Raw genomic sequence first — 24041 nt, forward strand, 5'->3', positions numbered from 1 at the left:
CAGGCCCACCGTACGCAGCAGGCGCGGCAGGCGCGGCACTTCCGCCACCGAACGGCTGGTGGGCCCCCGTCCGCAGCCGCGGCCGGGGACGTCACGAGCAGGGATCGTCGCAGGCAGAAGACGTCACAGACAAGGGACGTCACACAGGCAGAAGAAGTCACAGGCAGGGGACGGGCGCGGCCGTGGAGTCCGCAAGCCGGGTGAGCAACGCGCGCAGCAGGCGCTGCTCGTCCGGGCTGAACGCGGCGAGCAGCCGGGCCTCCGCCTCGTCGCGGGCCGCGGCGATGCGCGCCTGCAGCCGCCGCCCCGCCGCGGTGACCTCGGGGATGCGGGCGCGCCGGTCGCGCGGGTCGAGGCGGCGCACGACGAGCTCGTCGCCTTCGAGCCGATCCAGCAGCGACGTCAGCGTGGTCTTGTCGACGCCGAGCTCCCGGCCGAGCTGGAGCTGGGTGCGGCCGCCCTCGACGCCGAGCGCGGTCAGCACGATCCAGTCGCGCACGCCGGCGAGGCCGTGCCCGCGGGCGACCGTGTCGAGCTCCCCCCGCATGCGCGCGGCCGCCCGATTCAGCAGCCAGGTGAGGTCGGCGGGCTGCGACTCGGTGAGCTGCGACTCGGCAGCCCGGCCCACACCAGGCTTCGCCGACGGCTCCACCGGCAGCTTCGCGGAGGGAGGCGACGGCGCGGGCACGGGTGCGATCCTATCGGATACCGTCCGGGCCAGGATGTTCCCATCTCGGATTTTCCGACCTCGGAGCATCCGCTACAGTGGCCCGCGGCTTCCCACGACGCACCGCTTCCCACGACGCACCGCTTCCCACGACGCAAGGAGAAGGCAGATGCCGACCATCGCCATCGTCGGAGCCGGGCCCGGGCTCGGGCTGTCCATCGCGCGCCGCTTCGGCCGGGAGGGCTTCGCCGTCGCGCTGATCTCCCGCAACCAGGCGAAGCTCGACGACCTCGCCGGCCAGCTCACCCAGGACGGCATCACGGCGGCCGGTTTCGCCGCCGACGTCCTCGACCGGCCGTCCCTCGTCGACGCGCTCGCCCGTGTCGAGGCGCAGCTCGGCCCGATCGACGTGCTGGAGTACTCCCCCGCACCGGCCGGGCGGCAGAACGCCCTGAATCCGATCGTCGAGGCGCTCGACGTGACGGTGGAGAGCATCCAGCCGGAGATCGAGTACTACGTGTACGGGGCGGTCACCGCGATCCAGCACGTACTGCCCGGCATGATCGAGCGCGGCGCCGGAACGCTGCTGGTCACCACCGGGGCGTCGTCCGCGCTGGTCTTTCCCCGGATGGGCAACGTCGGCCTCGCGACCGCCGCGCTGCGCAACTGGGTGTTGGCGCTGAACGCCTCCCTCGCCGACAAGGGTGTGTACGCCGCCCACGTGCCGCTCGCAACCTTCATCGGCCGCGGCGGCCCCGAGACCCAGGCGGACACGATCGCCGACATCTACTGGGAGCTGTACACCAAGCGCGACCAGGCCGAGCGGCTGTACTCGACCCTCTGAGCTCGACCGGTTGACGCGCTCGACCGGTTGACGCGCTCGCCCCGTTGACGCGCTCGACCCGGACACCGAGGACCGGTCCCGGGTCGGCGCCGGACGTCGCGGCGATCATCGAGGTATTTTCCTGGCATGACAGGATGGCCGGACCAGGAATTCACCTGGGACTGTTTCATCAGCTTCACCAACTCCGACCTCGGCTGGGCCCGGCGGATAGCCGACCTGCTTCGCCGGGCCGGCTACCGGGTTTTCTGGCAAGGCGACGATTTCATTCCCGGCAGCCGTTGGCACGATCTCATGGTGCATGGGGCGCGGGCGTCGCGGCATACGGTCGCCGTGTTATCCCCGCGGTATCAGCAATCGCGGTACGCCATGGAGGAGTGGGAGCTGGCCGCGCAGGCCGAGGAGGGCGGGCGGACGCGGCTGGTGCCGCTGTGGATCGGCCCGACGCCGTTCGTCACCAGCGACCTCCACCCCGACCTGGAGACACGGGTGCTGGTCGACCTCGTCGGGAAGTCCGACCGAGCCCTCGACGCCGCGATCCTCGAGGCGCTGGACAGCGCCTACCACGGCCGGCACCAGGAGAGCATCGCCAACGCGTGGCCGGCCCGCCTCGACCTGTTCACCGCGCGCGCCGACGTCCTCGCCCGGATGGCAGCGGTACTGCGCTCCGAGCCGACGGACCCGGCCCACGCCACCGGACCGGCCGGGATCGTGCTCCTGCACGGCGCCGCCGGGATGGGCAAGAGCGCGCTCGCCGTGGAGTACGCCCACCGGCACGCCGGGGATTACCGCATTCGATGGTGGGTCGACGCCGCCCACCCGGCAGTCGCCCGTTCCCAGCTCGCCGGGCTCGCCCGGGAGCTCGGCGTCGGCCACCCGCCAGCCCCTGGTGATCCACTCGCCGCGCGGGCCCTGCGGGCGCTGTCGGTCCGGGAGCGGTGGTTGGTCGTCCTGGACGGCGCGCAGGCCGGCTGGGCGGACGGGCTCGGTGACCTCGTACCGCCCGCCGGGTCGGGCCACGTCATCGTGACGTCCCGATCCGATCGTCTCCTCCCGCCGGGACGCGACCGCACCGTCGAGGTGGGTCCGTTCACCGACGAGGAATCGTTCCGGTACCTGCTTGCCCGTTTCGATGGCGGCTCCCGGCCGGGCGCAGCCGGGGCGGTCTCACCGTTCCCGGGGTCCCCGGGGTGGCCCGGGTCCGCCGCGGCGACGCCGCCGGGGCATCTCCCGCTGCCCCGGGCGGGCGGGGATCGGCAGGTGGTCGCGCGGGACGGGGCCGGCCGGCCCGACGAGGCCGCGCTGCGGGCGATCGCGCGGCGACTCGGGGGGCTGCCGCTCGCTCTGGATCAGGCAGCCTGGCGTCGGGTACCCGCCGCAAGCTACCTGCGTCAGCTCGAGCGGGGGGCGGCGGCACTGCTCGCGCGCGACCAGGTCCCGTCCTACGGGCACAGCGTGTACGCGGCCTTCGCCGCCGCCGTCGACGATCTCGCGGGCAGCTCGCCGACGGCGCGGGCGCTGCTTGGCCTGTTGACGGTGCTCGCCCCCGCCCTGGTGCCGCTGGACCTGCTGGTGGCCGGGGCGGAGGACCTGGACGAGCCGCTGGCCGCGGCCGCCGCCGACCCGGGCGTCCTGGACGACACGGTGGCCGTGCTGCTGGAACGCGGGCTGGTCCGCCGCGACGGCGACCATCTGTACCTCCATCCGATCATCCGGGAGGTCGCGGCGGCGGTGGACCCCGCCCGCGCCGACGCGGACACCCTGGCGGCGCTGCGGCTGCTGTACTCGCTGGCCCTCGTGCCCATCGAGGATCGGCCGCAGACCTGGCCCTGGTGGGGCCTGCTGCTGCCGCACATGCTCACGGTCGCCGAGACCGCGCTCGCCCGCACGACGGCGCTGCCCGGCGACCGGCAACCCGCCGCGGTGACGCTGGTCGAACGGGCCGCCAGCTACCTCGGCCTGCTCGGCGAGCACGAGCAGGCGATCACGTTCCAGCGCCGAACGCTGGCCGTCGTCGAGGAGTTCCACCGAGCCCCGTCCGGGCCTGCGGGCGACGCGTCCGCCCAGGGGTCGGCGCCGGCCGCTGCCGGTCCCGACGATCTCGCGCTGGCGACCCGCCGCCACAATCTGGCGATCCTGCTGCTCGGCGCCGGCCGCCCGCAGGAGGCGTTGCCGCTGCTGCGGGCCGCCGGCGCCGAGCTCGACCGTCTCGGCCCGCATCCGCTGCGCGCCGAGACGGCGCACAGCATGTCCGAGGTCTACCGGCAGCTCGGCAGGAGCGACGACGCGCTCGCCGAACTCGACGAGGCAGTGCGGGTGATGGCGGTACTCTACGGCGACCGTGCGGCCGAGCTGCCCCGCTACCTCACCGATCAGGCGATCGTGCTGCTGGACCTGGGACGGCCGCACGAGGCCAGACGCGCGCTGGACCGCGCGAGCGCGCTGGCAGGCGGACTCGATCCCGAGCGGACCGCGGCGACCGAGGACGCCCGCCGGCTCGGTGTTCTCGGCGCGATCCTGTTCGCCCTCGGCCAGCGGGCGCAGGCGGTCGTCGCCTTTCACGACGCGCTGGCGAGGACGGCAGCCCTGTACGGCCCCGATCATCCGCTGAGCAGGGCCGCGGGCAGAAATCTCGCGCGGGCCGAGCGGGCGATCGGCGAGGCCGCGCGGTAAGAACCCGGATATGTTGCTCCAGAGCATCCTCGCCCCCCCTTCTCAATAAACAGGGACAAGTCGCGCGATGTGCTCACGCAAACGAGTCGACTGCCATTCGCTCCGGCCTATGACCGTTCTTTCCGGCGGTACTTGGTTCTCACCATTCGGATACGTCGCGGCATCCGGCTGGGGACCCGAGCGGGCCGCGTGGATGTCGGGGAGACGGGGCACGTGCACGATTCGTCCGGGGCGTCGGCGACCTCCGGCGACCCGCCCAGGGCCGCCGCCCTCACCAGCTCCACGACCGGGCGCGCCGGCGCCCCGGACGCCTGGGAGGAGCTGTACCGGCAGTATGCCCCGACGCTCGAACGGATCTGCCGGCTCGCCGCGCCCGACCCGGACGCCGCCGAGGATGCCTTCGAGCTGTCCCTCGCGACGGCGCGCTACCACCTCCCGCTGGACCAGGCGCCCGCGCGGGCGCGGATCTGGCCCTTCGCCGTCACCGCGTACGTGGCGGACCGGTTGTTCCTCGCCGACCCGGCGGGCACCGGCGCCGGTCGGTCCTGGCTCGACGTGGACGGGCAGGTGCCCCCCACCGCCGAGCAGGTGCGGGCCGACCTCGTCGCGGCGGTACCGCTGCTCGCACTCCCGGACCGCGTCGTCGTCGCGGTGCACACCGAGGCGGGTCTGACGGAAGGCGAACTCGCCGAGGCATTCGGCAGTCCGCCGACCCGGGCCGGGCGGGCCTGGGTGGCGGCGAGCCTGGACCGCTCCGAGCAGCGGCTCGTGGCGATCCTGGTCGTCCGCTGGCGGCGCGACCGCTGCGCCGGGCTGCGCTCCCTGCTCGATGACTGGGACGGCCGAACCACCAGCCTGCGGCTCGACCAGCTCGACCTGTTCGCGGACCATCTCGATCATTGCCGGATCTGTCAGGACAGCCGGCGACGGCTGCTCGCCCTGCTGGGTGGCGGCGGCGCGATCCGGACGTTGGCAATCACCCCGGCGGTGCCTCTGGGCGTGGCGATCGCGGGCCGTGCGGCCCCGGGACGGGCGGCCGGCGGCTCGACGAGGGTGGCCGGCCGGGTGCCGGCGGACGGTGGGTCGGCGAGTTCCGCCTTCGGCGCTGCGGCACGCCCCGGGCGCCTGCCCTCCTGGGCGACCACCGGCTGGTCCGCGGACGGCTGGCCCCCGCCGCTCGCGCCCACCGCCCACGAGTCCGCTCGCCCGGACGAGCCGGACGAGCCGGACGAGCCGGACGAGCCGGACGAGCCGGACGAGCCGGGCGGCGGGCGCCGGGACCGCGGGCCGCGGCGACGCACCCGGCGGCGGTTCGGCCGCGGGCCGCTCGTGCTGGCCCTCGTGGCTCTGCTCGTGCTCGGCGCGGGCGCGATCACCCTGGCCCTGCGTTCGCAGCCGGACCCGTCGACCGTGCTGCCCCGTCCGTTGCCCACCGCGCCGCCCAGCTCCGCTGCCATCCCCACCCCGGCCCCGACACCGACGCCCCCGCCAGGGACATCGGGACCCACGCCATCAGGGCCCGCAACACCAGGGCCCGCAACACCAGGGCCGTCCACCGGCTCGCCGACGCCCCCGGTCCGGCTGGCGGCCCGGCTGATCCTGCGCGCCGGTGGCCGGCCCCTGTCCGTCGTCGCGGACGCGTCGGGCTCGGTAGCCGGTCCCGCGGCGATCACCACGTACCAGTTCACGTTCGACGACGACGCCACCGAGGGCCCGGCCTCGTCGCCGCGGGCCGAGCACACCTTCGGCCGGCCCGGACGGCATTCCGTCACGGTCCGGGTGCGCGATGCCGGCGGCGGGCAGGCGTCGGCGACCACCAGCGTGGAGCTTCGCCGGACGGTCACCACGCCACCGGTCGCCCGGCTGGCCGTGAGCGTCGACCACCTCGACGTGCTGGCCTCGGCCAGCGGCTCCCGGGCCGGCTCGGCCGCCATCGCCCGCTACGGCTTCAGCTTCGGCGACGGCCCCGACCCCGCGCCCGGCCCGACGACCTCCGCGCGGCACACCTACGGCCGGGCGGGGACCCACCGGGTCACCCTGACCGTCACCGACGTCGATGGATGGTCCTCGACGGACACCCGGCAGGTCACCGCGACGGCGCCCGACCGCGCCCCGCGCCCGGCGCTGACCGTCACCGCCGATCATCGGGCCGTCTCGGCGGACGCGAGCGCATCGGTAGCGGGCTCGCATCCGATCTCCACGTACGACTTCGACTTCGGGGACGGCACGCGGACCGGCCCCCAGGCCGGCGGCACCGCCCGGCACACCTACGCCGAGGCCGGGCGGCACGAGGTCACCGTGACGGTGACGGACACCGCGGGCGGTACCGAGACGGTGAGCCGGACGGTCGAGACGACGTCGGCGCCGCCCACCGCACGGGTGGAACCCATCGGCGGCGAACGGCCCGAGGACTGGGTCGCCGACGCGTCCCGCTCCGTCGCCGGTGACCGTCCGATCACGTCCTACACCTTCGACTGGGGGGACGGCACCCGGCCGGACACGGTGACCCGGGCACGATCGCCCCAGCACCACTACGCCGCCGCGGGCGACTACACCGTGCGGGTCACGGTGACGGACGCCGCCGGCACCAGCGACACGGCCACCGCGTCCCTCACGGTCGACGCGTGGCCCACGGCCAGACTGCGCGTCGTCAGCGACGGCCTGCACGTGCACGCGGACGCGAGCGGCTCGACGGCAGGATCGCATCCGATCGTGGCGTACCGGTTCTTCTTCGAGGACGGCGGCTTCACGGAGAACTCGTCCAGTCCGACGCACGAGCACGACTACACCGAGCCCGGCTCCTACCGGGTGGAGGTGGAGGTCAGGGACGACGCCGGCGGCTGGGACTCGGCCACGACCACGGTGCAGGTGGTCGCCTCCTCGCCGAGTCCCCGGCCACCGGTAATCCGCTGATCGGGGCCGATCCACCGCCGGGCGGCATCCGGGCTCGGGTCCGGGCCGAGTCAGACGTAGTGACCGAGTCAGACGTAGTGACCAGGGACGTCGTCGACGGCCGGTGGGGCCATCGCGGCGGCCAGGCGCAGGTGCGCCTCGCCGTCCGGTCCGGCGGCGCTCTGGCGCTGCAGGGTGCGTCCCAGCAGCCGGTGGACGTAGGGATCGTCCGGGGTCTCGTCGACCAGCGTCTCCAACAGGTGCCGGGCCCGGCCGAGCTGCGCGCAGGCGTAGCGGGCTCGGCCGGCGCCCGTACCGCACGAGGCGGCGCCCGCACCGGACCGGGCGGGTGGCGCCGTCAGGGGCTGATCTCGTGGCCGCAGAGGTTCGGTTCCACCACGACGAACCCGCTGCCGACGGCATTCGCCTGGACGAAGGAATAGCACGTGGTGGGGCGGGCCAGGCCCTCCCGGAAACTGATCGTGCTGATCAGCCCGCCGGCGTCGTAGCTGTTCACCGCGCGCAGGCCGTCGATGAATCCCTGCCGGGTGGGGCAGCTCCCGGCGAGCGCCAGACCGCGCAGGAAGATGTCCGCGCTGATGTAGGAGATCACCGCGATGTCCTGCTCGGGCTGGGCGACCTGCGGCGCGAACTGGCGCATCGCCGCGAGATAGGCGTTGATTCCCGGGCCGCCGATCTCGAAAGGCCGGTAGAACACCGGCACGGAGATTCCCGCCGCCTGCGGACCGGCGGCGCGTAGCAACGCATGGTCGTACCCGTTGGCGGACAGGACGACCTTCGGGAGGTGGCCCGCATTACGCAACACGCTCAGGACGGCGACGAGGTCCTTCGGCTCGATGACGCCGACGATGGTGTCCGCGCGGGCGGCGACGATCCGCCGGGCCACCGCCATGGGGTCGTCGACGCCCGTGGTGTAGGTGACCGTGCCCATGACCCGGACCCCGGCCGCCGCCAGGCTGCGCGCGTATGTCGAGGCCGTCGTGGAGATGCCCGCCGACAGCGCGGTCTGCAGGATCACCGCCCGGCTGCCCCCCTGGTCCCGGACGAACCGGCCCTGGGTGTCGACGGCCGCGTCGGTCGCCGTGGTGGCGGCGAACATGTTCCGGGCCTGCGACCAGACCTGCTCCGAGGCCAGACCCGTCACCGGGACGCCCTGCTCGGCGAGGTAGCCGGCGCTGCCCGACGCCGCGACGGACAGCTCGATGACGCCGAAGACCTGCCGCTGCTCGACGAGGTCGCGCGCGGCGATGCCGTTCGCCGCCGGTGAGCCCTGGTCGTCGCGCCACTGGTAGACGACCCGGCGACCGTTGATACCGCCGGCGGCGTTCACTGCGCCGAGGCGGGCGTCGATCCCCGCCCGGGCGGCGTCGAACAGCTCCGCGGCCGGCCCGCTGTCCGGGTACAGCACACCGAGATCGATCCGGTCGTCGCTCACCCCCGGGGTGGCGCAGTCCGCGACCGACGACGTGTCGCCCGGTCCGCAGCCGGCGAGTGCCGCCGCCACGGCGAGCGCGGTGACGGCCGCCCAGGTGCGCGGACGGCGGCGTGCGGACGTCCGGCGGCGCGAGAACACGGGACCCCCTGAGCGGTCGTCATGACAGGAGAGAACACGACCCGAAGACGGGCGATGAAGGGTCTGGCATCGCCACACGAATCACGGGGTGACGGTTCACGGGTCGATCAGAAAGGCAGAGAACGGAGCGAACCTTACCAAGTCGCCGTCATCGGGATGTCGCCGCCTACACGCTGCGGGCGCACCCGCGCATCAATCGGCGAGAAGATGCACCAGAAACGTCGAATCCCCGTTCCCTGCCATTCACCCGCCGGCCATCTGCTCGTTCTCCGGTCACCCATCCAGGCATGGGCGGTGCGCGATTTAACCATCCATTACCTTAACTGTCTCGATTTCCCGCAACACGTGATCACCGTTACAGCCGGCCCGGCCCAGAGCCGTCGGCCTGGTGCCGGTCCTCGACGACCACGTGCCCGCACACGCGGGACGACGGCACGCATCAAGCGTCCTACGCCGCGTGGCCAGGAAGACCCCCGATGCGGCAGGGACGACGCATGTCGATGCGACTCGGCACCGACCGACCAGGCCGAGAATCTGGCAGCGGCCGATAACGTCGGCAGGGTGAACGAGAACGGTCGGCACGCGATCCGCCATGAACACCGGACGCCTGTGGACGTGCTGCTGCTGGTGGTGCGCGAGGGGCGGCTGCTGCTGACCCGCCGGGCCGGAGACATCTACGGCAGCGGGTGGTGGGCGCTGCCCAGCGGGCGTCTCGAGCCGGACGAGGACGTGGTGACCGCGGCCGTCCGCGAGCTGGATGAGGAGCTGGGGCTCCGGGCCGAGGAGGACGACGTCGCCTTCGTCGGCGTCACCCACGCCCTGCCCCCGGACAGCGGCGCCCGGATCGGCTTCGGCTTCCTCGTCGCCCGATGGACGGGTGAGCCGACCATCCGGGAGCCCGAGCTGTGCTCGGCGCTGCAGTGGTACGCGCCCGACGAGCTGCCGGAGCGGACACTGCCCTACACCAGGGAGATCGTCCGCCTACATGTGCAGGGCGAGCCCTTCTCCCGCCCCGGCTGGCCTGCAAGCATCCCGCCCCACCCGCCGGCCTGAACAGCCGACCCCCGGTGACCCGGCTGGCCACACCCGCAGCGAAGCCGCGGCATCCGACATAACGTGGATGTGGGTGGTGCAACCTCCAGCGGAGGAGCGGCGATGACGGACGACGCACGGGATCTCGGCACCTCGAAGAATGTCCCCACCGGCGCTGGTGGCCCCACCGACGCTGTACGGGCCAACGACGCCGCACAAGCCGACGGGGCTGTACCGGCCAACGGGGCTGTACCGGCCAACGGGGCTGTACGGGCTACCGGCGCTGTGCGGGCAAGCGACGCCGACCGGACGCGCACCGCCGACTGGCTCGCCTGGGCCGCCGGGACCGGGCAGCTCACCCTGGACGAGGCGGACGAGCGCCTGGCCCGCGCCTACGCGGCCCGCACTCTCGGCGAGCTCGCCTCCCTCACGACGGACCTGCAGCCCCGGCCGCAACCCGCCGCGCCGCCGGCGAAGCGCCCTGGCCTGCGCGATCGGCTGCACGAGCGCGACCGCATGGGCTCGCCGTACGCCGTCATCCCGGTCGTGTTCCTCGCCCTCTTCCTGACCCTGTCGGCCGTGACGCACGGCGCCATGTGGTTCCCCTGGCCCCTCATCGTCGTCGGGATGATCGCCGGCAAGGCCCACCACCGCCATCACCACGCACCGGGACCCCACCGGCATCGGCACCACTGACATCCTGTCGGTCCGGCCGTCCGACAGTCCGGCCGTCACGTTCGCCGCGGGGTGCGGGGCGGCAGGGGTTGCCGTCCCCGGCTCGGTGTCGTCAGGCGGTGGCCGGGTCGGGCCGCGGATCCTCGCGGAGAAGGCATGCACCGGTACAACAACGCCGACCATTCGATGCTGACGGCGATGCTCACCGTCGAGAACGTCCTCGACGACGCGAAGCACGACGTCTGGACCGTCAACGTCGAACAGGAATACCACGAAGAGAGACCCACGCGCGGCGCCGGAAGGATCACGGGAACCGGTCGCGACGCTCCGGTGATTCCGCGCGGCTGATCGTGCCTCCCTGCGGACGGATCTGCCCGATGATGACCGGTGTCGGCCGGGATCGGTCCAGTACGGACCGGTAGACGACAGGTGTCCGTTAAGGCTAGCGTCGGGCGGGTGATCCCGGAGGGCGACCTCGGCCGCGGCGCACGCCAGCGTCCGATGATCGACAACACGGACCCGAGGGCGGTACGCACGCGGGAGCGGCTCGTGGCCGCCTTCCACGAGGCGGTGCGGGTGGCGGATCCGAGCGAGATGTCGGTCAGTGCGCTCGCCCGCGCGGCTGGGATCAACCGCACGTCGTTCTACACGCACTTCGCCTCGCCGGAGGATCTGGCGATCTACGCGCTCGGCGAAGTGTTCGACGTGGTCCAGAGCGCCGACATCGCGATGCGCACGCGGCACAGCGTCAGCGCCGCCGAGGCGAGCCAGCGCGCGCTGCGGGACATCGTCCACTTCGTCGACTCCCATCGCGCCGTCTACGCCCGCCTGCTGGGGCCCGGCGCGGCGCCCCGGCTGGCGCAGGTGATCGCCGACGTGTTCACCGAGCACACCGTCGAGGCCCTCGGGCGGATGGACAACCGGCCGCCGGGGGTCGACATCGCCCTCACCGCGCGCTTCCTCGCCGGTGGGGTGCTCGGCGTCCTCGGCCGCTGGCTCGCCGATCCGCCGGAACGCTGGCCGCCCGAGCGCCTGATCGACGCGCTCGTGCTCTGCCTACCGGGCTGGTTGACCGCCGGCTGACCCAGGTCGGGCCGCGGCGCGAAACGCCGAGCCCGCCTGTCCGAACCACAGATCAATGCCGATGAGACACGAGGAGTGGCGCAGATGGGAATGCTCGAGGGCAAGGTCGCACTGATCACCGGTGGTGCACGCGGGCAGGGTCGGGCGCACGCGGTCACCTGCGCGCGCGAGGGCGCCGATGTCATCATCGTCGACATCACCGAGCAGCTCTCGACGGTGGCCTACAAGATGGCGGTCCAGGCCGACTTCGACGAGACCGTGACCCAGGTCGAGGCCCTCGGCCGGCGGGCGCTGGCCATCCAGGCGGACGTCCGGTCGCAGTCGGAGCTCGATGAGGCGGTCGCGCAGGGCATCGCGGAATTCGGCAAGATTGACATTCTGATCGCCAACGCCGGCATCTGGACGCAGGCACCCTTCTGGAAACTCACCGAGGACCAGTGGGAGCAGATGATCAGCGTCAACCTCACCGGGGTGTGGAAGTCCGCCAAGGCGGTCACCCCGCACATGATCGAGCGCCGGAGCGGCTCGATCGTCATCACCTCGTCGGTCAACGGTCTCGAGCCCGGCCAGAACTACGCCCACTATGTGTCAGCCAAGCACGGCGTCATCGGCCTGATGAAGAACATCGCATTGGAGCTGGCCCGCTACGGGATTCGCTGCAACTCCATCAACCCGGGCGCGATCCTGACCCCGATGACCGACCACCAGGCCGCCTGGGACATGTTCGCCGGCCACCCCGGCGGCACCGCGGCCGACATGATCGAAGGCGGCTACCACTACGGCGCGCTGAAGGGAACGACGTTCCTGGACCCACAGGCCATCGCCGACACCGCGCTCTACCTGAACTCCGACCTGGCGGCAAATGTCACCGGCGTGACCATCCCCGTCGACGCCGGCCACCTGCTCATCCCCGGCGTCAACGCGAACCCCGTCCGATAGGAGGTTTATACGGGCCCACAGCGCGGACGAGACCGCCTCGCCCGCCAACGCGGGAGCGCTGGACAGATGCGGATTCCCCGCACATGCGTGGACGACTCACCCGCGTAGTGCGCCGTCCGGTACTCCGCGGGAAGATCCCCGCGCGTGCGGGGACGACTTTTTGAGCGAAGCGAGAATACCACCCAGCCAAGGAAGATCCCCGCGCGTGCGGGGACGACGCTTGCTGAGCTGGGGGTTTAGCGGCGCGGGCGGGCAAATAGCATCAGTCCGTCGTAGTCGACGGGGTGGGTACGGTCGCGGCCGGCGGTGCGGGCGGACCAGCCCTGTTCGTTGGCGGCCGGCTCGATCCTGATTGCGTGGCCGTCGCCGACGCGGTCGGCGAGGACGGTCCAGAGGCGGTCGCGAACGCGGGCGCTGGGGTTGCCGACGAAGACGCCGGGGGCGATCTCGATCATCCATCGGGTGAGGTGGCCGCGGAGGCCCTCGGCGACGGCGATGAGGACGACGACGGTCACCAGGGTGGAGGTGGCTGGTCGGTGTCCGGACCGGTGACGCCGATGATCGTGGTGTCGTCGGTTCCGTCGGCGAGGTCGATCGCCCAGTTGACCCCGCCGGGGACGTGGCCGTCCACGTCGTCCCACAGGTGCAGGGCATCGGCGTCGTCAAGGTCCGCGTCCGCGTCGTCGAGGAGGAGATCCTTGATGTCGTGGATGATGCGGGCCATGAGGTGACCGTCGGCGACCCGGTCCCGGAAGGCGGTGCGAATGTCGCGTTCCTCGACCAGTCCCGCGGCGGCGAGGTCGAATGCCAGGGGGATGGTGTATTCGGCCTTGTACAGGTCGGCGATGTCGAGGACGAACGAGGTGGCCGCCCCGGTGTGGACGAAGCCGAGGGCCGGACTCGCTCCGATGCCGACGATCGCGGCATGACAGATCCCGTACAGGCAGCTGTGCCCGGCGGACAACAGGCGGTTGACATCGTCGCCATCGGCGAACGGGTCGCCGTGCGTGTAGACCCGCCGGTTCCAGGTGACGCCGGTGCGGGCCGCATGCGTACGGTAGATCTTCTTGACCCGGGCGCCTTCCCGGCCGCGTAGCTGCTGCATGGTGGCGGTGCTGACGTCATCGTCGGGGAACCGCTTGCCGTACATGCGTCGGGCCACGTCGAGGCGTTCCTTCGTCCGGGTGACGAGGTAGGCCTGCCGCATCAGCAGGCCGGCGCCGCGGCTGGCACCCAGGCCGGCGGCGTACATCCGCACGCCTCGTTCGCCGACCCAGCACACAGCGGTTCCGGAGTCCGCGAGCAGGCGGACCGCGCCGCTGGTGATCCGGGTTCCGGGACCGAGCAGGATGGTTGCGATGAGGGCCGCGGGGACGCGCACCGTGCGTTCCTTGTTGACCAGGACGACGCTGTTGTCAGCGCGGTCGACGTGGCTTTTCTCCACGTAAAGGGTCGAGATCCGGTCCTCGACGCGATGTAGGTCCTGCGGGTCGGACAGCCACCACACGTCAGCTCCGGACCGGCTCGGCGAGCAGGGGCGCGAGAGTGATCAGGCCGCAGCCGTAGGCCTTGGCCGGGCCGACGCCGTGGAGCAGCGTCTCCCGTGCCCGGGCGGGGTCGCTGACGCGGATGGCGCCTTCGAACGTCGCGGTGTTGAGCACGACCCGCCGGCCGGTCCGCGCTCCGTCGGCGGACCGCTTGGTGAAGGTGAGACGTTCGCGGGCGGTGAGCCGCAGTGCCGGTGCGCGGCGGTCCGGGCCGGCGGCGTCGGCGGGCTGGCCGAGGGGTTCGCCGTCGAGGTCGGCGGTGGTGAGCAGGGTGAAGCCCCAGCGGTCGACCCGATCGGTGAGCCAGGCGGTCTGGTGGGTGGCGGTGCGGTGGCCGACGCGGACGCCACGGGGGCGGGGGCCGGCGAGGTGCTCCCGCTGCGCCGGGGAGGGCTTGTCGGGGGTGCGGGTGGCGCTGACGGTGTTGGCGCGCAGTCGGAAGCGGAACTCTCGGCCGGTCTGGAGGCGGTCGAGCAGCGGCTGGTAGTCCCGCACGACGATCTGGGGCTCGTCGGCGTGGATCCAGCCGGCCTGCTCGACGAGGTGCTCCCACGACGGGGTGGACTCGGTGAGGACGAGGACCTCGGCGCGGTGGGACCGGCCGCCGCCCCGGGTTGCGTCAGCGTTCTCGACCCGCCACAGGACCCGTTCGGTGACGGGCTGGCGGGACAGTCCGCCGAGGACGGCCGCGTGCAGGCGCTGCGGGTTGGTCAGCAGCGCCTGGGCGCCGGTGCGCAGTGGGTTCAGCCAGATGCGGGACAGGTAGGTCATGACCGGTCACCATCCGAGGAGCGCGAAGGGATCATGCGGCGGGGCGGCGGCGTCGACGGCGAGGTCGGCGTCGTCCAGGTCGTAGGGGGGCGGGAGGTGTACCCAGGTCTGGCGGATCCGGCGGCTGGTGAATCCGCGATCGTGCGGGTCGAAGCCGGTGGGCAGGTCGTGGCGAACGTCGGGGCCGGCGGGGTCGTCGACGGTGACGGGCAGGTCGACGGCGGCCGGGCGGGGACGCCGGCTGCGGATGAGGGCGCCGCGGTGCTGCGGTCCGGCCTGCCAGGGCACCCGGCCGAGCACGTCGACGACGTCGCCGGGCCAGAGGTCGTCGCCGCTGTCGGCGACGAGCAGCAGCGGCTGGGTCGGTGGGCAGGCGCGCCGGCCGAGGGCGAGCGGGTAGGCGGGGTTGCGCAGCGCCTCGGCGAGGGTCGCGAGGACGGGGTCGGGCGCGGCGACGGCGGCGACGAACACCGCGTCCTGCAGGTAGAACCGCTCGGTGAGATGGGTGTGCTTGGCCGGCGAGGTCGGCTTCTGGGCGCCCTTCGCGCTGACGGCGGACGAGGGCAGCGGGCGGCCGCGGTAGTCGCTGACGGTGTGGTAGTCGCGCAGCAGGGTGCCGGGCTGGTCGGTGCGGACGCCGAGGGCAAGCTTGAGGAGGTCCTCGATCGGGTCGGTGCGCCGGCGGCCCTGCGCGGCCGCGAGCAGTCCGACGATGCCGCTCTTCGTCGGTTCGGCCTGGGTGTCGCGGCGGTTGAACATGCTGCGCGTGCCCCAGGACTGCATCGGGGCGGCGAGGCGCAGGGCCAGGCAGTGGCCGGCCGGGGGCGCGGTCATCGGGTGGCGCTCGCCAACCGCTGGCGGGCAGCGTCCACGACGGTGCTGATCACCTCGTCGAAGGGCCTTGCCGCGCCGAGCACCTCGGTGAGCGTCTGGGCGGTCGCCGCGTTGTCGGGCGCGCGGTAGGTGGAGGCGACGAGGTCGGGACGCAGGCCCCACAGCGAGGTGGCGGTGCGCATCTCCTCGCCGAACCGGGCGACGGACCCGGCCAGGATGCCGTGGCGACCGGCCGGCACGGGCTGCTCGAAGGCGGAGACGAGGTTGACCGGCTGGTCGGCGCGGACCGCGACGGTGAGCAGGTTCGGCACGGTGCGGTGGGCGAAGGAGTTCTGGTGGCCGGTGGGCATGGAGGTGGTGAACGCGGTGAGGAACATCCGTAGCGCCTCGACGGTCGCCTCGACGTCGCCGGCCAGGTTCTCGGCGAGCTGGTGCAGGCCGACGGTGGCGAACCGGTAGAGCGTCGCGGACTGGAACTCGACCGTGCCGATCATCCCGGCGCCGGTCTCGCCGCGGGCGTTCTCGTCGTCGACGGCGGTGTAGTAGTCGAACTCGACGTCGACGGCGTGGGTGGACAGGGCGTGCGCGACCTGGGTGGCGGCGTCGACGTTGAGGGTCGCGAGGTCGGCGACCATCCGGCCGAACAACGCGACGTCGATGGGATGGCCGCTGCCGAGGGTCGTCAGGACCGGGAGACCCTTCACCGCGTCGGCCAGCTCCTCGTCATCGAGCTTGACCAGGCGCGGGATGTCGTCGGCGACGAGGTCGACGAGCCGTTCGAGCTGAGGACGGCCGAAAAACAGCAGGTAGGCCGTCTCCGCAGCCTTCTTGCCCGGCTTGATCTTCAGGCTGCTCAGCAGGCTGGTGGCGATCCGGGTGGCGGACTCGCCGTCGAGCCCTCCACGGGCGGCGAGCCGGTCGGCGAGCAGAGCGGAGATCCGCCTGGTGCGGGTGCCGAGACGGTCATGATCGACATGCTCGGCGAACGCTGTGCGGGTGGCGCGCTTCCACGCCTGTGAGCTGACCCGGGCGCGCTTCACCCCGCCGTAGACGGCCTGCTTCGGGGTGCCGGCGTCGTCCCTGTTGATGTTGGACGGCGGGACGGACTGCAGGATGTGGACATCGATGTAGCAACGCATCGGCTGGTGTTTCCTTCTGCTGGGTCAGGATGGTTGGCGTCCGGCGCGCGGGCGCGACACCGGACGGTGACGCGTGCGGGTCAGGACGCGCCGGGCTCGCCGTTGACGGCGACACCCGGGGCCTCGCCCCTGCGCGGGCGGAAGAAGTACTGGCTGCCCCAACGACGCCGGACCTCGCCGATGCGTTCGGGGCTCTGCCACGTGATCAGGTCATGCCACAGGGCGGTGTAGTCGAAGGCGATCGCGACCTGGCGGAACTGCCGAACGAGGCCGCGCAGGTGGTAGGCGGCCTCATCCAGGGTGGTGGCGGTGGCGACGGCGTTGAACCGACGGTCGACGGCGTCCGGGCTGAAGGCGTCGCTGTCGTGCAGGCGCAGGGCCGCCGTTCCGAACCCGGTTCCGGCCTGGTGCGCCGGGACGGACAGTGACTGCTGGTGGATCGCGTACAGGGTGAGCGCAACATGCTCCGCCCACAGCCGACGGCTGATCCCGCCGTCGGCGGAGAGGGTGGTGTAGTAGTGCCACATCTGCGGGGCCTCGCCCGGCGCACGGCCGACGCCGCGTCGCAGGGCCGCGAGGTCCGCGCCGTCGGGCCGGCCGCCGGGATGGTCGCGTTCCCAGAAGTGCCGGCGCGCGACCGTCCCTGTGGAGGGGGACGGCGCTGTCCCGGGCGATGTCCCGGCTGCCTCGGACATCCGATCTCCTTGTGAGGGTGGCGTCAGGGTGGTTGTGGCGTCAGGCGGCGGCGAGGTCGCGCCGGTTGTCCGCATCCTGGCCGAGCACGTCGTTGAGGGTGCGGCGCAGGGAGGTCTCGGCGACGGCGAGCCGGGCGCCGAACAGCTCGTCGGGATGCGGGCCGAGGAAGGCTCGCGGACCGGCGGCGGACAGCAGCGGGTCGACCGTCTCCCAGATCACCTGGCGAGCGATGATCTTCCAGGCCAGCTCGGCCCGCCCGGCGTCCTGCGGATGGCGCGCGAGCCCGGCGAGCAGCCGGCGAACGGCCGGGGTGAAGTTGTGCACGAGCATGTCACCGAGGCGCTGCCCCTTGTCCCACGACAGCTTCTCCCTCGCCCCGGCGGCCTCCCGCAGGGTGTCACCGAGCCGGTTGGCGGCGACCCGCAGGCTCTCGGCCTGGTCCGCGACGGCCAGCACGACGCGACGGACCTCCGAGTCGCGCAGCAGGGCGGTGACCGGCAGCGGGATCTCGTCGACGGTCACCTCGTCGATGACCGCCGACTGGGTTCCGTACTGCACGCCGACGGTGAGTACCCGCAATGCCAGGTCTGCGGGCAGTAGCCCGTCCTCACGCAGGCCCGCGGCCTGGGACAGCAGTGTCGGCGCGGAGACCTTCTCCCCGGGGCTGGGCGCGGTGGCCAACAGGGCTTCGAAGCCGCGCCAGGCCGCGCGCCCCGGCTGGTGGCGCGCCGGGCGCACCGGCGGTTGGTCGGCCTTGGGCTTGTCGACCTGCCGCCACGCCGTGTGTGGTTCGAGATGGTGCACCGAGCCGAGGAGCCGGTCGCCCGCGGCGAGCACCACCTGCCGCACCGAGACGCCCCCGGGGACGGTCGGGTCCTCCTGCGGGATCAGCCGGATGCGCCGGGACTGCCACGTCAGCAGATCGAGCAGTCCGCGGGCGGGCCGGACCATCCAACGCGGACCGGCCGGCTCCTCCCCGGCCCACTGCGGCCGGTCGTCGGGGCGCCGGCCGGCGGGCAGAATCGGCAGGTTGAGCATCAGCGTGTGGAACAGCGTCTCGCCAAGGGGAACGACGACGCCGAGCTGGCCGAGCGGCCCGGTGTGGTTGCCGGTCGTCTTCCCGCCCTTGACCTGTGGGTCCCCCACCACGCCCGTCTTGATCGCCGCGGTGTCCCAGCAGTGCGCCGCGAGCAGCGCCCGCGCGGCCGCGGCCGGCGTGAGCCGCGGCGGATCGCCCTCGGTCCGGGAACTGAACAGCGGGACACTGTTGCCGGCGGCGAGCCTCGGAACGAGCAGGGACACCGGCCGGGTCTCGTTCTTCGCCGTGTGCAGCCCCGCGACCTGCGCGAATGGCCTTTCGACGGAGAACAGATCGAACCGGTCCGCATGCTCGGTCAGGTATTCGGTGATGCGCTGGCCATCAAACCTGCCGGCATCCCACTGCTGTGCCCACTCGTCGTCGGTACGCGGAACACCGCACGCGTCGAGGAGCACGGGCAGCAGCACCTGCCGCAGGATCGCCACCGCCTCCAACGGATCGTCGAGGGCGAGCCCATCAATGTCATGCGCGTTGACAAGCGCGTCCCGGACGCCGACCTCGACACGGGCCCCCCGCCGGTCGACCGCAATCCACCCATCGTCGTTCAACCTGAAAACATCCACCTGTTTCCCCGTCCATCCCTGGGTCATCGGGCTGGTCCAGCCAAAGATGTACCAGGGAGGTCCGACAGTTTTCGCCGGGGTTGCCGCCGACGAGCCCGCGCCCAGGTTTCCCTAAGAGGGTGTTTTAGATCTTGGTCTGGTTACTCTTCGTGGTGGATGGTGAGGTCGGCGCGCTGGCTGCGAGTTGGCGGGGAATGCGCCTGGCCATGGTTCGTATCATGGCGAGTCGGATGAATGTCTCGGAGATCGAGGGTTTTCTTTCGTAGTCGCGGGCGAGGCGACGGTGCGCGGTGATCCACGCGAAGGTTCGTTCCACGACCCAGCGTTTCGGGAGGGCCTCGAAGTCGCGTTGCCCGGGGTTTTTCCGGACGATCTCGACGGTGGTTCTCATGACCTCGCCCGCCCAGTCGACGAACCGGCCGGCGAAGCCGCCGTCCGCGAACAGATGACGACAGTGCCAGTGATCGAAATAATGATCAACCATGATCCTTTTTCCGCCGTCGCGGTCCTGGACGCTGGCGGGCAGGACGAGGACGCTCAGCAGGAGTCCAGCGTGTCCGTGATGATGAACCGCTTGCGGCCGTTGACTTTCTTGCCCGCGTCGTAGCCCCGGGTGGACGCGTCGACGGTCTGCGCACCCTTCACCGACTGCGAGTCGATCACCCCGGCTGTGGGCTGCCGGTCTCTGCCCTCAAGCTCACGGGAGAGGTCCCGTAACGCGTCGTGAACCCGGGCGATGACGCCTTTGTCGTGCCAGCGGGCAAAGAACCCGTAGACCGTCTCCCACGGCGGCAGATCCCTCGGCAGCGAACGCCACGTACATCCCGTGTGTGTCACATACAGAATCGCGTTCACGATCTCCCGGCGGGGATGTGCTTCCTTCCGGCCATCCTTCGACACCGGCGGCAGCAACGGCTCCACCAACACCCATTCCGCATCGGACAGATCGGACGGATACGGATCAGAACGAGGCATGACCTCACCGTCCAGACCCGACAGCCCGAACACACTGAACTCAACCCAAGCGACCACGCAGAGCACACAGACATCAAGATCCAAAACAGCTATTAACACCGCAGAACTGCGGCACCGAGGCTCAGGCCCAGGTCACGGCGTCGGATGCACTCGACGACGACCTGTCGGGACGTTCGCCGCGGAGACGACGAGGCCGAGGTTGTTGTCGTAGCGTAGATCGCGGCCGCCGAGGGTGGCGGCGTGCTGGTTGTCGAGGATGAGGGCACGGGTGCGGCGCAGCCAGGGGTCGCCGGCCCAGCCCGGCAGCGGGATGAGCGTGGCGCGGGCCGCGGCCGTGAGCTCCGGGACGGCGGGCAGCCGGATCACCGAGCCGACGACCTCCTCCAGGACGGTGTCGTCGGACATGGCGACCTCGCCGGTCGGGCCGAGCCGCCGGCCGGACAGCGTCAGGTAGCCGCCGGCGGGTGCCCGGCGGACGAGAACGACCTCGATCGACTCGGCGCCGTCGCGCACGACCGCCGCGACCCGCTCCTCGGTTTCGAGCGCGGCGGTCCCGTTGTCGTGCAGACCCGCGAGGGTCGGCAGGCGAAGCCGGTCCTCACCGCCGAGCAGGAACGCCGAGGCGTTCACCCGGCGGCGCTCCTCGTCGACCTCCCATGCCGTGCGCGCCACGGCGAACGCCTCGGACCAACCGGACGGCCCGAGAGACGCCTCGCCATAAAGGGCGGCGACGAGTCCGGGCACGTCCGCGGGGATCGACCAGCCGGCGTCCTCGGCCGCGTCGACGACCAGGGCCGCGGCGCGCAGCAGCAGGTGATCCCCGTAGACGGCCCGGCTCCCCTCCGGATAGCGCGGAACGTCCTCCCCGGTGAGCCGCAGGCCGCTGACGAGCACCTGCGGACGGCGCAGGTTCGCCGGGCGATCGGATGACGGGCGTTCGTGCCGGTGCAGCCGGCCGACGCGCTGCAACACCAGGTCGACGGGTGCGAGATCGGTGATGAGGACGTCGACGTCGACGTCGAACGACTGCTCGGCGACCTGAGTGGCCACCACGACGAGTCGCTTCGGCCGGGGCGCGGCGCCTTCGCGCCTAGGCGGCCCGAGCCGGTCGACGACCTCGGCGGTGCGGCGGGCCCGCTCGGCGGCGGTGAACCGGGAGTGCAGCAGGACGACGTCCGCGCCGAACGCGGCAGTGAGCTCGGCGTGGACGTCCTGGGCGCGCCGGACGGTGTTGCAGACGACGAGGGCGCAGCCGCCGTCGCCGACCGCGCGAGTCACCGCTGCGGCGACCGTCCGCGGGTCGAACGCGTCGTCCTCGTCGAGGATCCGCACGTTGACCGACGCGGACGGGCGCCAGGGCTGGGCGGACACGCTGGTGAAGTCCGGCTTGCCGCCGCGGGTGAAGACGGCGGTCGTGCTCGGGTAGCCGACGGGCGTGGGCAGCGCGGCGAGGTCGACGTCGCGGCACTGCAGGGCGCCCTGCAGGTAGGCGCGGGCGAGCTGCTCGCGCAACGCCGGGGGCAGCGTCGCCGACAGGACGATGACCGGCACGCCGGAGTCGGCGAGCCAGCGCAGCGCCTCGAACAGGAACTGCGCCATGTACACGTCGTAGGCGTGTACCTCGTCGAGGATGACGACCCGTCCGGCGAGACCGGCGTGGCGCAGCATCACGTACTTCGTGCGGGTCGCGGCGTGCAGGAGCTGATCGACCGTGCCGACCGTGACCGGGGCGAGCAGACCCCGCTTGGCGCCGAGGAACCATTCTGCGGCCGCCACGGGACCGGTCGGCGGTGTCTCCGATCGCGCGGCAGCACTCGCCCGGCTCTCGTCGTCCACGCCGACCTCGACGCCCAGGCCGAATGCGTCACCCAGGCCGAATGCGTCACCCAGGCCGAATGCGTCACCCAGGCCGTAGTCGTCGGTCAGGCCGAAATCGTCGAGGTCGTCGTGCACGCCGGCGAAGCTGATCTGGCTGCGCAGTGCCGCCCATTCGGGATTGAACCGCGCCCGGCCGTGCAGCAGACCGACCGGCACCTCGGCATCGACGGCGGCGAGCCAGGCACGCACCCGGCTGAACATCGGATCGCTGGTCGCCTGCGTGGGCATTCCGACATAGACGCCGTCCGCGCCGACCTTCGCGGCCAGGATCTCGGCGGCGGCGAACGCGGCCTCCGTCTTGCCTTCCCCCATCGGTGCCTCAAGAATCAGCAGCCCCGTGCCCGGCATGTTCCGCGCCATCTCCACCGCCGCCGACTGCGCGGCACGAGCCGCTTTACCGAAGCGGTGCCGTACGAGATCGGGCTGATCTTCGGGCACCAGGTTCGCGCGCCGCCAGCCGCCGCGTAACCCGAGTTTTTCCCAGGCTTCGTGGGCCCGGCCCCGGGCGGCGGCCATCGATACTTTCCCCGGATCGGCCAGTCCGCCGAAATTCTTGTGATCGCTCGCGATCCAGTCAGCCATGATGACCAGGCCGGCCAGGGCGAGCTGGTCTCCCCGGTTCGGCGTGCTCGCCTTCCCCAGGTCCGGTAGATCGACGCCGAGGTCGGCGGCGACCCGGTCGACGAACGCCTGCTGGACCTGCGGCCACGGGCCGACGCCGTGCGCCACACCTGGGTGGACCAGCTTGTCCCGGCCGGGAATCCGGCCATGATGACCCGCGACGAGCGGCCACACCCAGTTGCACGCCTGCCGGCTCCACCCGACCTGCGGCAGATAGTCACGCAGGATGACCGCACCGGCGCGTGTATGGTGCCAACGCCGCCCCTGCTGCGGACTCACGCCCTTCCAGTCGAAACCGGCCACCCGGACCCGTGCCGCCAGCCCGTCGTCCTTCATCTGAAAGGCCGGCGTCGCCTTTCCGACGTCGTGCAGCCCGCACACCAACGCGAACAATGCCCGCCCCTGCCCGCCGCTGACCGCGTCGAGCCGCTCCCGGATCACCGGCGCCAGATACCGATCCCAGACCAGCTCCCCCACCGCGGCCGTATCCAGCAGATGCCCGAGCAGAAGATGCATCGAACCACCCCCATTCTCCGCCGACTTCCCCCACACCACTCCCAGCGCCAAACTCTCCACGCTCACAACCTTCCTTGAGATATCGCTCGACCAAATTACAAATACAAGACGGAAATACTCCACAGAGTTCCATCACTCCCGGAGACGACCTCCACACATACCAGAAAGGTCTGGTGTGGCACCTCGGATACCCCGAATTCCCGCGTGTGCGGGGACGAAACGCTCCGACGAGCCGGCCAGAAGACGAATCCAGGAAGACCCGCATGTGCGGGGACGAGCGCGCGGGGTAGGACTGCGTCGTCGCGTACACGGGAAGACCCCTCTCGGTGTGCGGGGACGACACAGAGGCAAGCCTGGCGCGAGGCGAGGACAAGGGAAGATCTCCGCGCGGGGACGACCCCCGGGTCCGCCCCGGGATCGCAGCGAGCTCGGAAGATCCGCGCGTACGGGGACGACGCGCTGGACTCCAAGGGCGGACTCGGTCGGACGGGAAGATTCCCGCGCATGCGGGGACGACCGGCCCCCACGACGGAGGTGGACGCACTCCAGCGGAAAATCCCCCGCGCGTGCGGGATGAGCTACGACCGGTCACCGTATGGAAGATCCCCGCGCGTGCGGGGACGACCAGCCACCCGAAGTCTGGTCGCACCTCGTCGCCGGAAGATCCCCGCGCGTGCGGGGACGACGCAATCCAGCTCAGCAACGCATTCATCTGCTCGGGAAGATCCCCACGCGTGCGGGGACGACCCGGCCGCGTCCGTACCGGTCAGGGTGACCGTCGGAAGATCCCCGCGCGTGCGGGGACGACGTCTTGAGGTCCGCGGACCACTCGCCGCCCCACGGAAGATCCCCGCGCGTGCGGGGACGACCTCGCACGGTACATCGACGACAACCGCGAGGCGGGAAGATCCCCGCGCGTGCGGGGACGACGAGGCGCTGCGTGCTACCGCCGGGCAGCGCACGGGAAGATCCCCGCGCGTGCGGGGACGACGACGCCTACGTGTGG

Annotated in this window: 18 protein-coding genes, 2 pseudogenes and 1 CRISPR repeat array (1 of these 21 only partly in view); of the genes and pseudogenes, 8 read left to right on the forward strand and 12 right to left on the reverse strand. The window is 72.0% G+C overall.

The annotated features are described in order from the left end of the window. Positions 1–157 precede the first annotated feature (157 nt). The gene (locus FRAQA3DRAFT_RS12070) at positions 158–688 is read right to left on the reverse strand and encodes a MarR family winged helix-turn-helix transcriptional regulator (protein WP_009739312.1); all 531 of its coding nucleotides are present in this window, start codon (positions 686–688) and stop codon (positions 158–160) included. 148 nt (positions 689–836) lie between these two features. Here FRAQA3DRAFT_RS12070 and FRAQA3DRAFT_RS12075 point away from each other — a divergent pair, with 148 nt between their 5' ends. From FRAQA3DRAFT_RS12075 to FRAQA3DRAFT_RS12085, 3 genes are all read left to right on the forward strand, one after another. Continuing rightward, entirely contained in the window at positions 837–1511 is a 675-nt protein-coding gene (locus tag FRAQA3DRAFT_RS12075) for an SDR family oxidoreductase (RefSeq protein WP_009739313.1), read from the forward strand. 126 nt (positions 1512–1637) lie between these two features. Continuing rightward, complete coding sequence (locus FRAQA3DRAFT_RS12080) at positions 1638–4181, forward strand: TIR domain-containing protein (protein ID WP_009739314.1); 2544 nt, start codon at positions 1638–1640, stop codon at positions 4179–4181. Positions 4182–4394: 213 nt separating this feature from the next. Continuing rightward, positions 4395–7094, forward strand: coding sequence for an RNA polymerase sigma factor (locus FRAQA3DRAFT_RS12085; protein ID WP_035920898.1), 2700 nt, complete (start codon positions 4395–4397; stop codon positions 7092–7094). 68 nt (positions 7095–7162) lie between these two features. Here FRAQA3DRAFT_RS12085 and FRAQA3DRAFT_RS35000 read toward each other — a convergent pair whose 3' ends face one another. Further along, entirely contained in the window at positions 7163–7330 is a 168-nt protein-coding gene (locus tag FRAQA3DRAFT_RS35000; protein ID WP_157467314.1) for a hypothetical protein, read from the reverse strand. 101 nt (positions 7331–7431) lie between these two features. Further along, positions 7432–8667 (reverse strand): ABC transporter substrate-binding protein, encoded by a 1236-nt coding sequence (locus FRAQA3DRAFT_RS12095; RefSeq protein WP_009739316.1) that lies wholly within the window; start codon positions 8665–8667, stop codon positions 7432–7434. Between the two features lie 585 nt (positions 8668–9252). Here FRAQA3DRAFT_RS12095 and FRAQA3DRAFT_RS12100 point away from each other — a divergent pair. The 5 genes and pseudogenes from FRAQA3DRAFT_RS12100 (at position 9253) to FRAQA3DRAFT_RS12120 (ending at position 12396) form a co-directional block, all read left to right on the forward strand. After that, on the forward strand, positions 9253–9720 hold the full coding sequence (locus FRAQA3DRAFT_RS12100; protein WP_035922824.1) for an NUDIX domain-containing protein: 468 nt from the start codon (positions 9253–9255) through the stop codon (positions 9718–9720). 102 nt (positions 9721–9822) lie between these two features. After that, positions 9823–10395 (forward strand): DUF1707 domain-containing protein, encoded by a 573-nt coding sequence (locus tag FRAQA3DRAFT_RS31545; RefSeq protein WP_009739318.1) that lies wholly within the window; start codon positions 9823–9825, stop codon positions 10393–10395. Between the two features lie 126 nt (positions 10396–10521). Next, positions 10522–10722, forward strand: a pseudogene (locus tag FRAQA3DRAFT_RS12110) (FAD-dependent oxidoreductase); the annotation flags it as partial. An 81-nt stretch (positions 10723–10803) separates the two neighbouring features. Then, positions 10804–11457: a TetR/AcrR family transcriptional regulator gene (locus FRAQA3DRAFT_RS12115; RefSeq protein ID WP_009739319.1), complete on the forward strand. Its 654-nt coding sequence runs from the start codon at positions 10804–10806 to the stop codon at positions 11455–11457. Between the two features lie 84 nt (positions 11458–11541). After that, on the forward strand, positions 11542–12396 hold the full coding sequence (locus tag FRAQA3DRAFT_RS12120; protein WP_009739320.1) for a mycofactocin-coupled SDR family oxidoreductase: 855 nt from the start codon (positions 11542–11544) through the stop codon (positions 12394–12396). Positions 12397–12632: 236 nt separating this feature from the next. Here FRAQA3DRAFT_RS12120 and cas2e read toward each other — a convergent pair whose 3' ends face one another. From cas2e to cas3, 9 genes and pseudogenes are all read right to left on the reverse strand, one after another. After that, a complete protein-coding gene (cas2e, locus tag FRAQA3DRAFT_RS12125) occupies positions 12633–12911 on the reverse strand; it encodes a type I-E CRISPR-associated endoribonuclease Cas2e (protein ID WP_009739321.1) in 279 nt (92 codons plus the stop codon). Continuing rightward, positions 12908–13903 (reverse strand): type I-E CRISPR-associated endonuclease Cas1e, encoded by a 996-nt coding sequence (cas1e, locus tag FRAQA3DRAFT_RS12130; protein WP_009739322.1) that lies wholly within the window; start codon positions 13901–13903, stop codon positions 12908–12910. The genes cas2e and cas1e overlap by 4 nt, the downstream gene beginning before the upstream one ends. 1 nt (position 13904) lies before the next feature. Next, positions 13905–14714: a type I-E CRISPR-associated protein Cas6/Cse3/CasE gene (cas6e, locus tag FRAQA3DRAFT_RS12135; RefSeq protein ID WP_009739323.1), complete on the reverse strand. Its 810-nt coding sequence runs from the start codon at positions 14712–14714 to the stop codon at positions 13905–13907. A gap of 6 nt (positions 14715–14720) precedes the next feature. Further along, positions 14721–15548, reverse strand: a complete 828-nt coding sequence (gene cas5e / locus FRAQA3DRAFT_RS12140; protein WP_009739324.1) for a type I-E CRISPR-associated protein Cas5/CasD — start codon at positions 15546–15548, stop codon at positions 14721–14723. Continuing rightward, a complete protein-coding gene (gene cas7e / locus FRAQA3DRAFT_RS12145; RefSeq protein ID WP_009739325.1) occupies positions 15545–16687 on the reverse strand; it encodes a type I-E CRISPR-associated protein Cas7/Cse4/CasC in 1143 nt (380 codons plus the stop codon). The genes cas5e and cas7e overlap by 4 nt, the downstream gene beginning before the upstream one ends. Positions 16688–16767: 80 nt before the next feature. Next, the gene (gene casB, locus FRAQA3DRAFT_RS12150; RefSeq protein ID WP_009739326.1) at positions 16768–17382 is read right to left on the reverse strand and encodes a type I-E CRISPR-associated protein Cse2/CasB; all 615 of its coding nucleotides are present in this window, start codon (positions 17380–17382) and stop codon (positions 16768–16770) included. 40 nt (positions 17383–17422) lie between these two features. Then, positions 17423–19072, reverse strand: a complete 1650-nt coding sequence (casA, locus tag FRAQA3DRAFT_RS12155) for a type I-E CRISPR-associated protein Cse1/CasA (protein ID WP_009739327.1) — start codon at positions 19070–19072, stop codon at positions 17423–17425. A gap of 97 nt (positions 19073–19169) precedes the next feature. Then, a pseudogene (locus FRAQA3DRAFT_RS12160) lies at positions 19170–20086 on the reverse strand (IS5 family transposase). A 66-nt stretch (positions 20087–20152) separates the two neighbouring features. Then, complete coding sequence (gene cas3 / locus FRAQA3DRAFT_RS12165; RefSeq protein ID WP_157468291.1) at positions 20153–23035, reverse strand: CRISPR-associated helicase Cas3'; 2883 nt, start codon at positions 23033–23035, stop codon at positions 20153–20155. A gap of 427 nt (positions 23036–23462) precedes the next feature. Then, positions 23463–24041: a CRISPR direct-repeat array (repeat unit 28 nt; unit sequence GGAAGATCCCCGCGCGTGCGGGGACGAC); it runs 107 nt beyond the window's last position.

This window comes from Frankia sp. QA3, assembly GCF_000262465.1.
Lineage (GTDB): Bacteria > Actinomycetota > Actinomycetes > Frankiales > Frankiaceae > Frankia.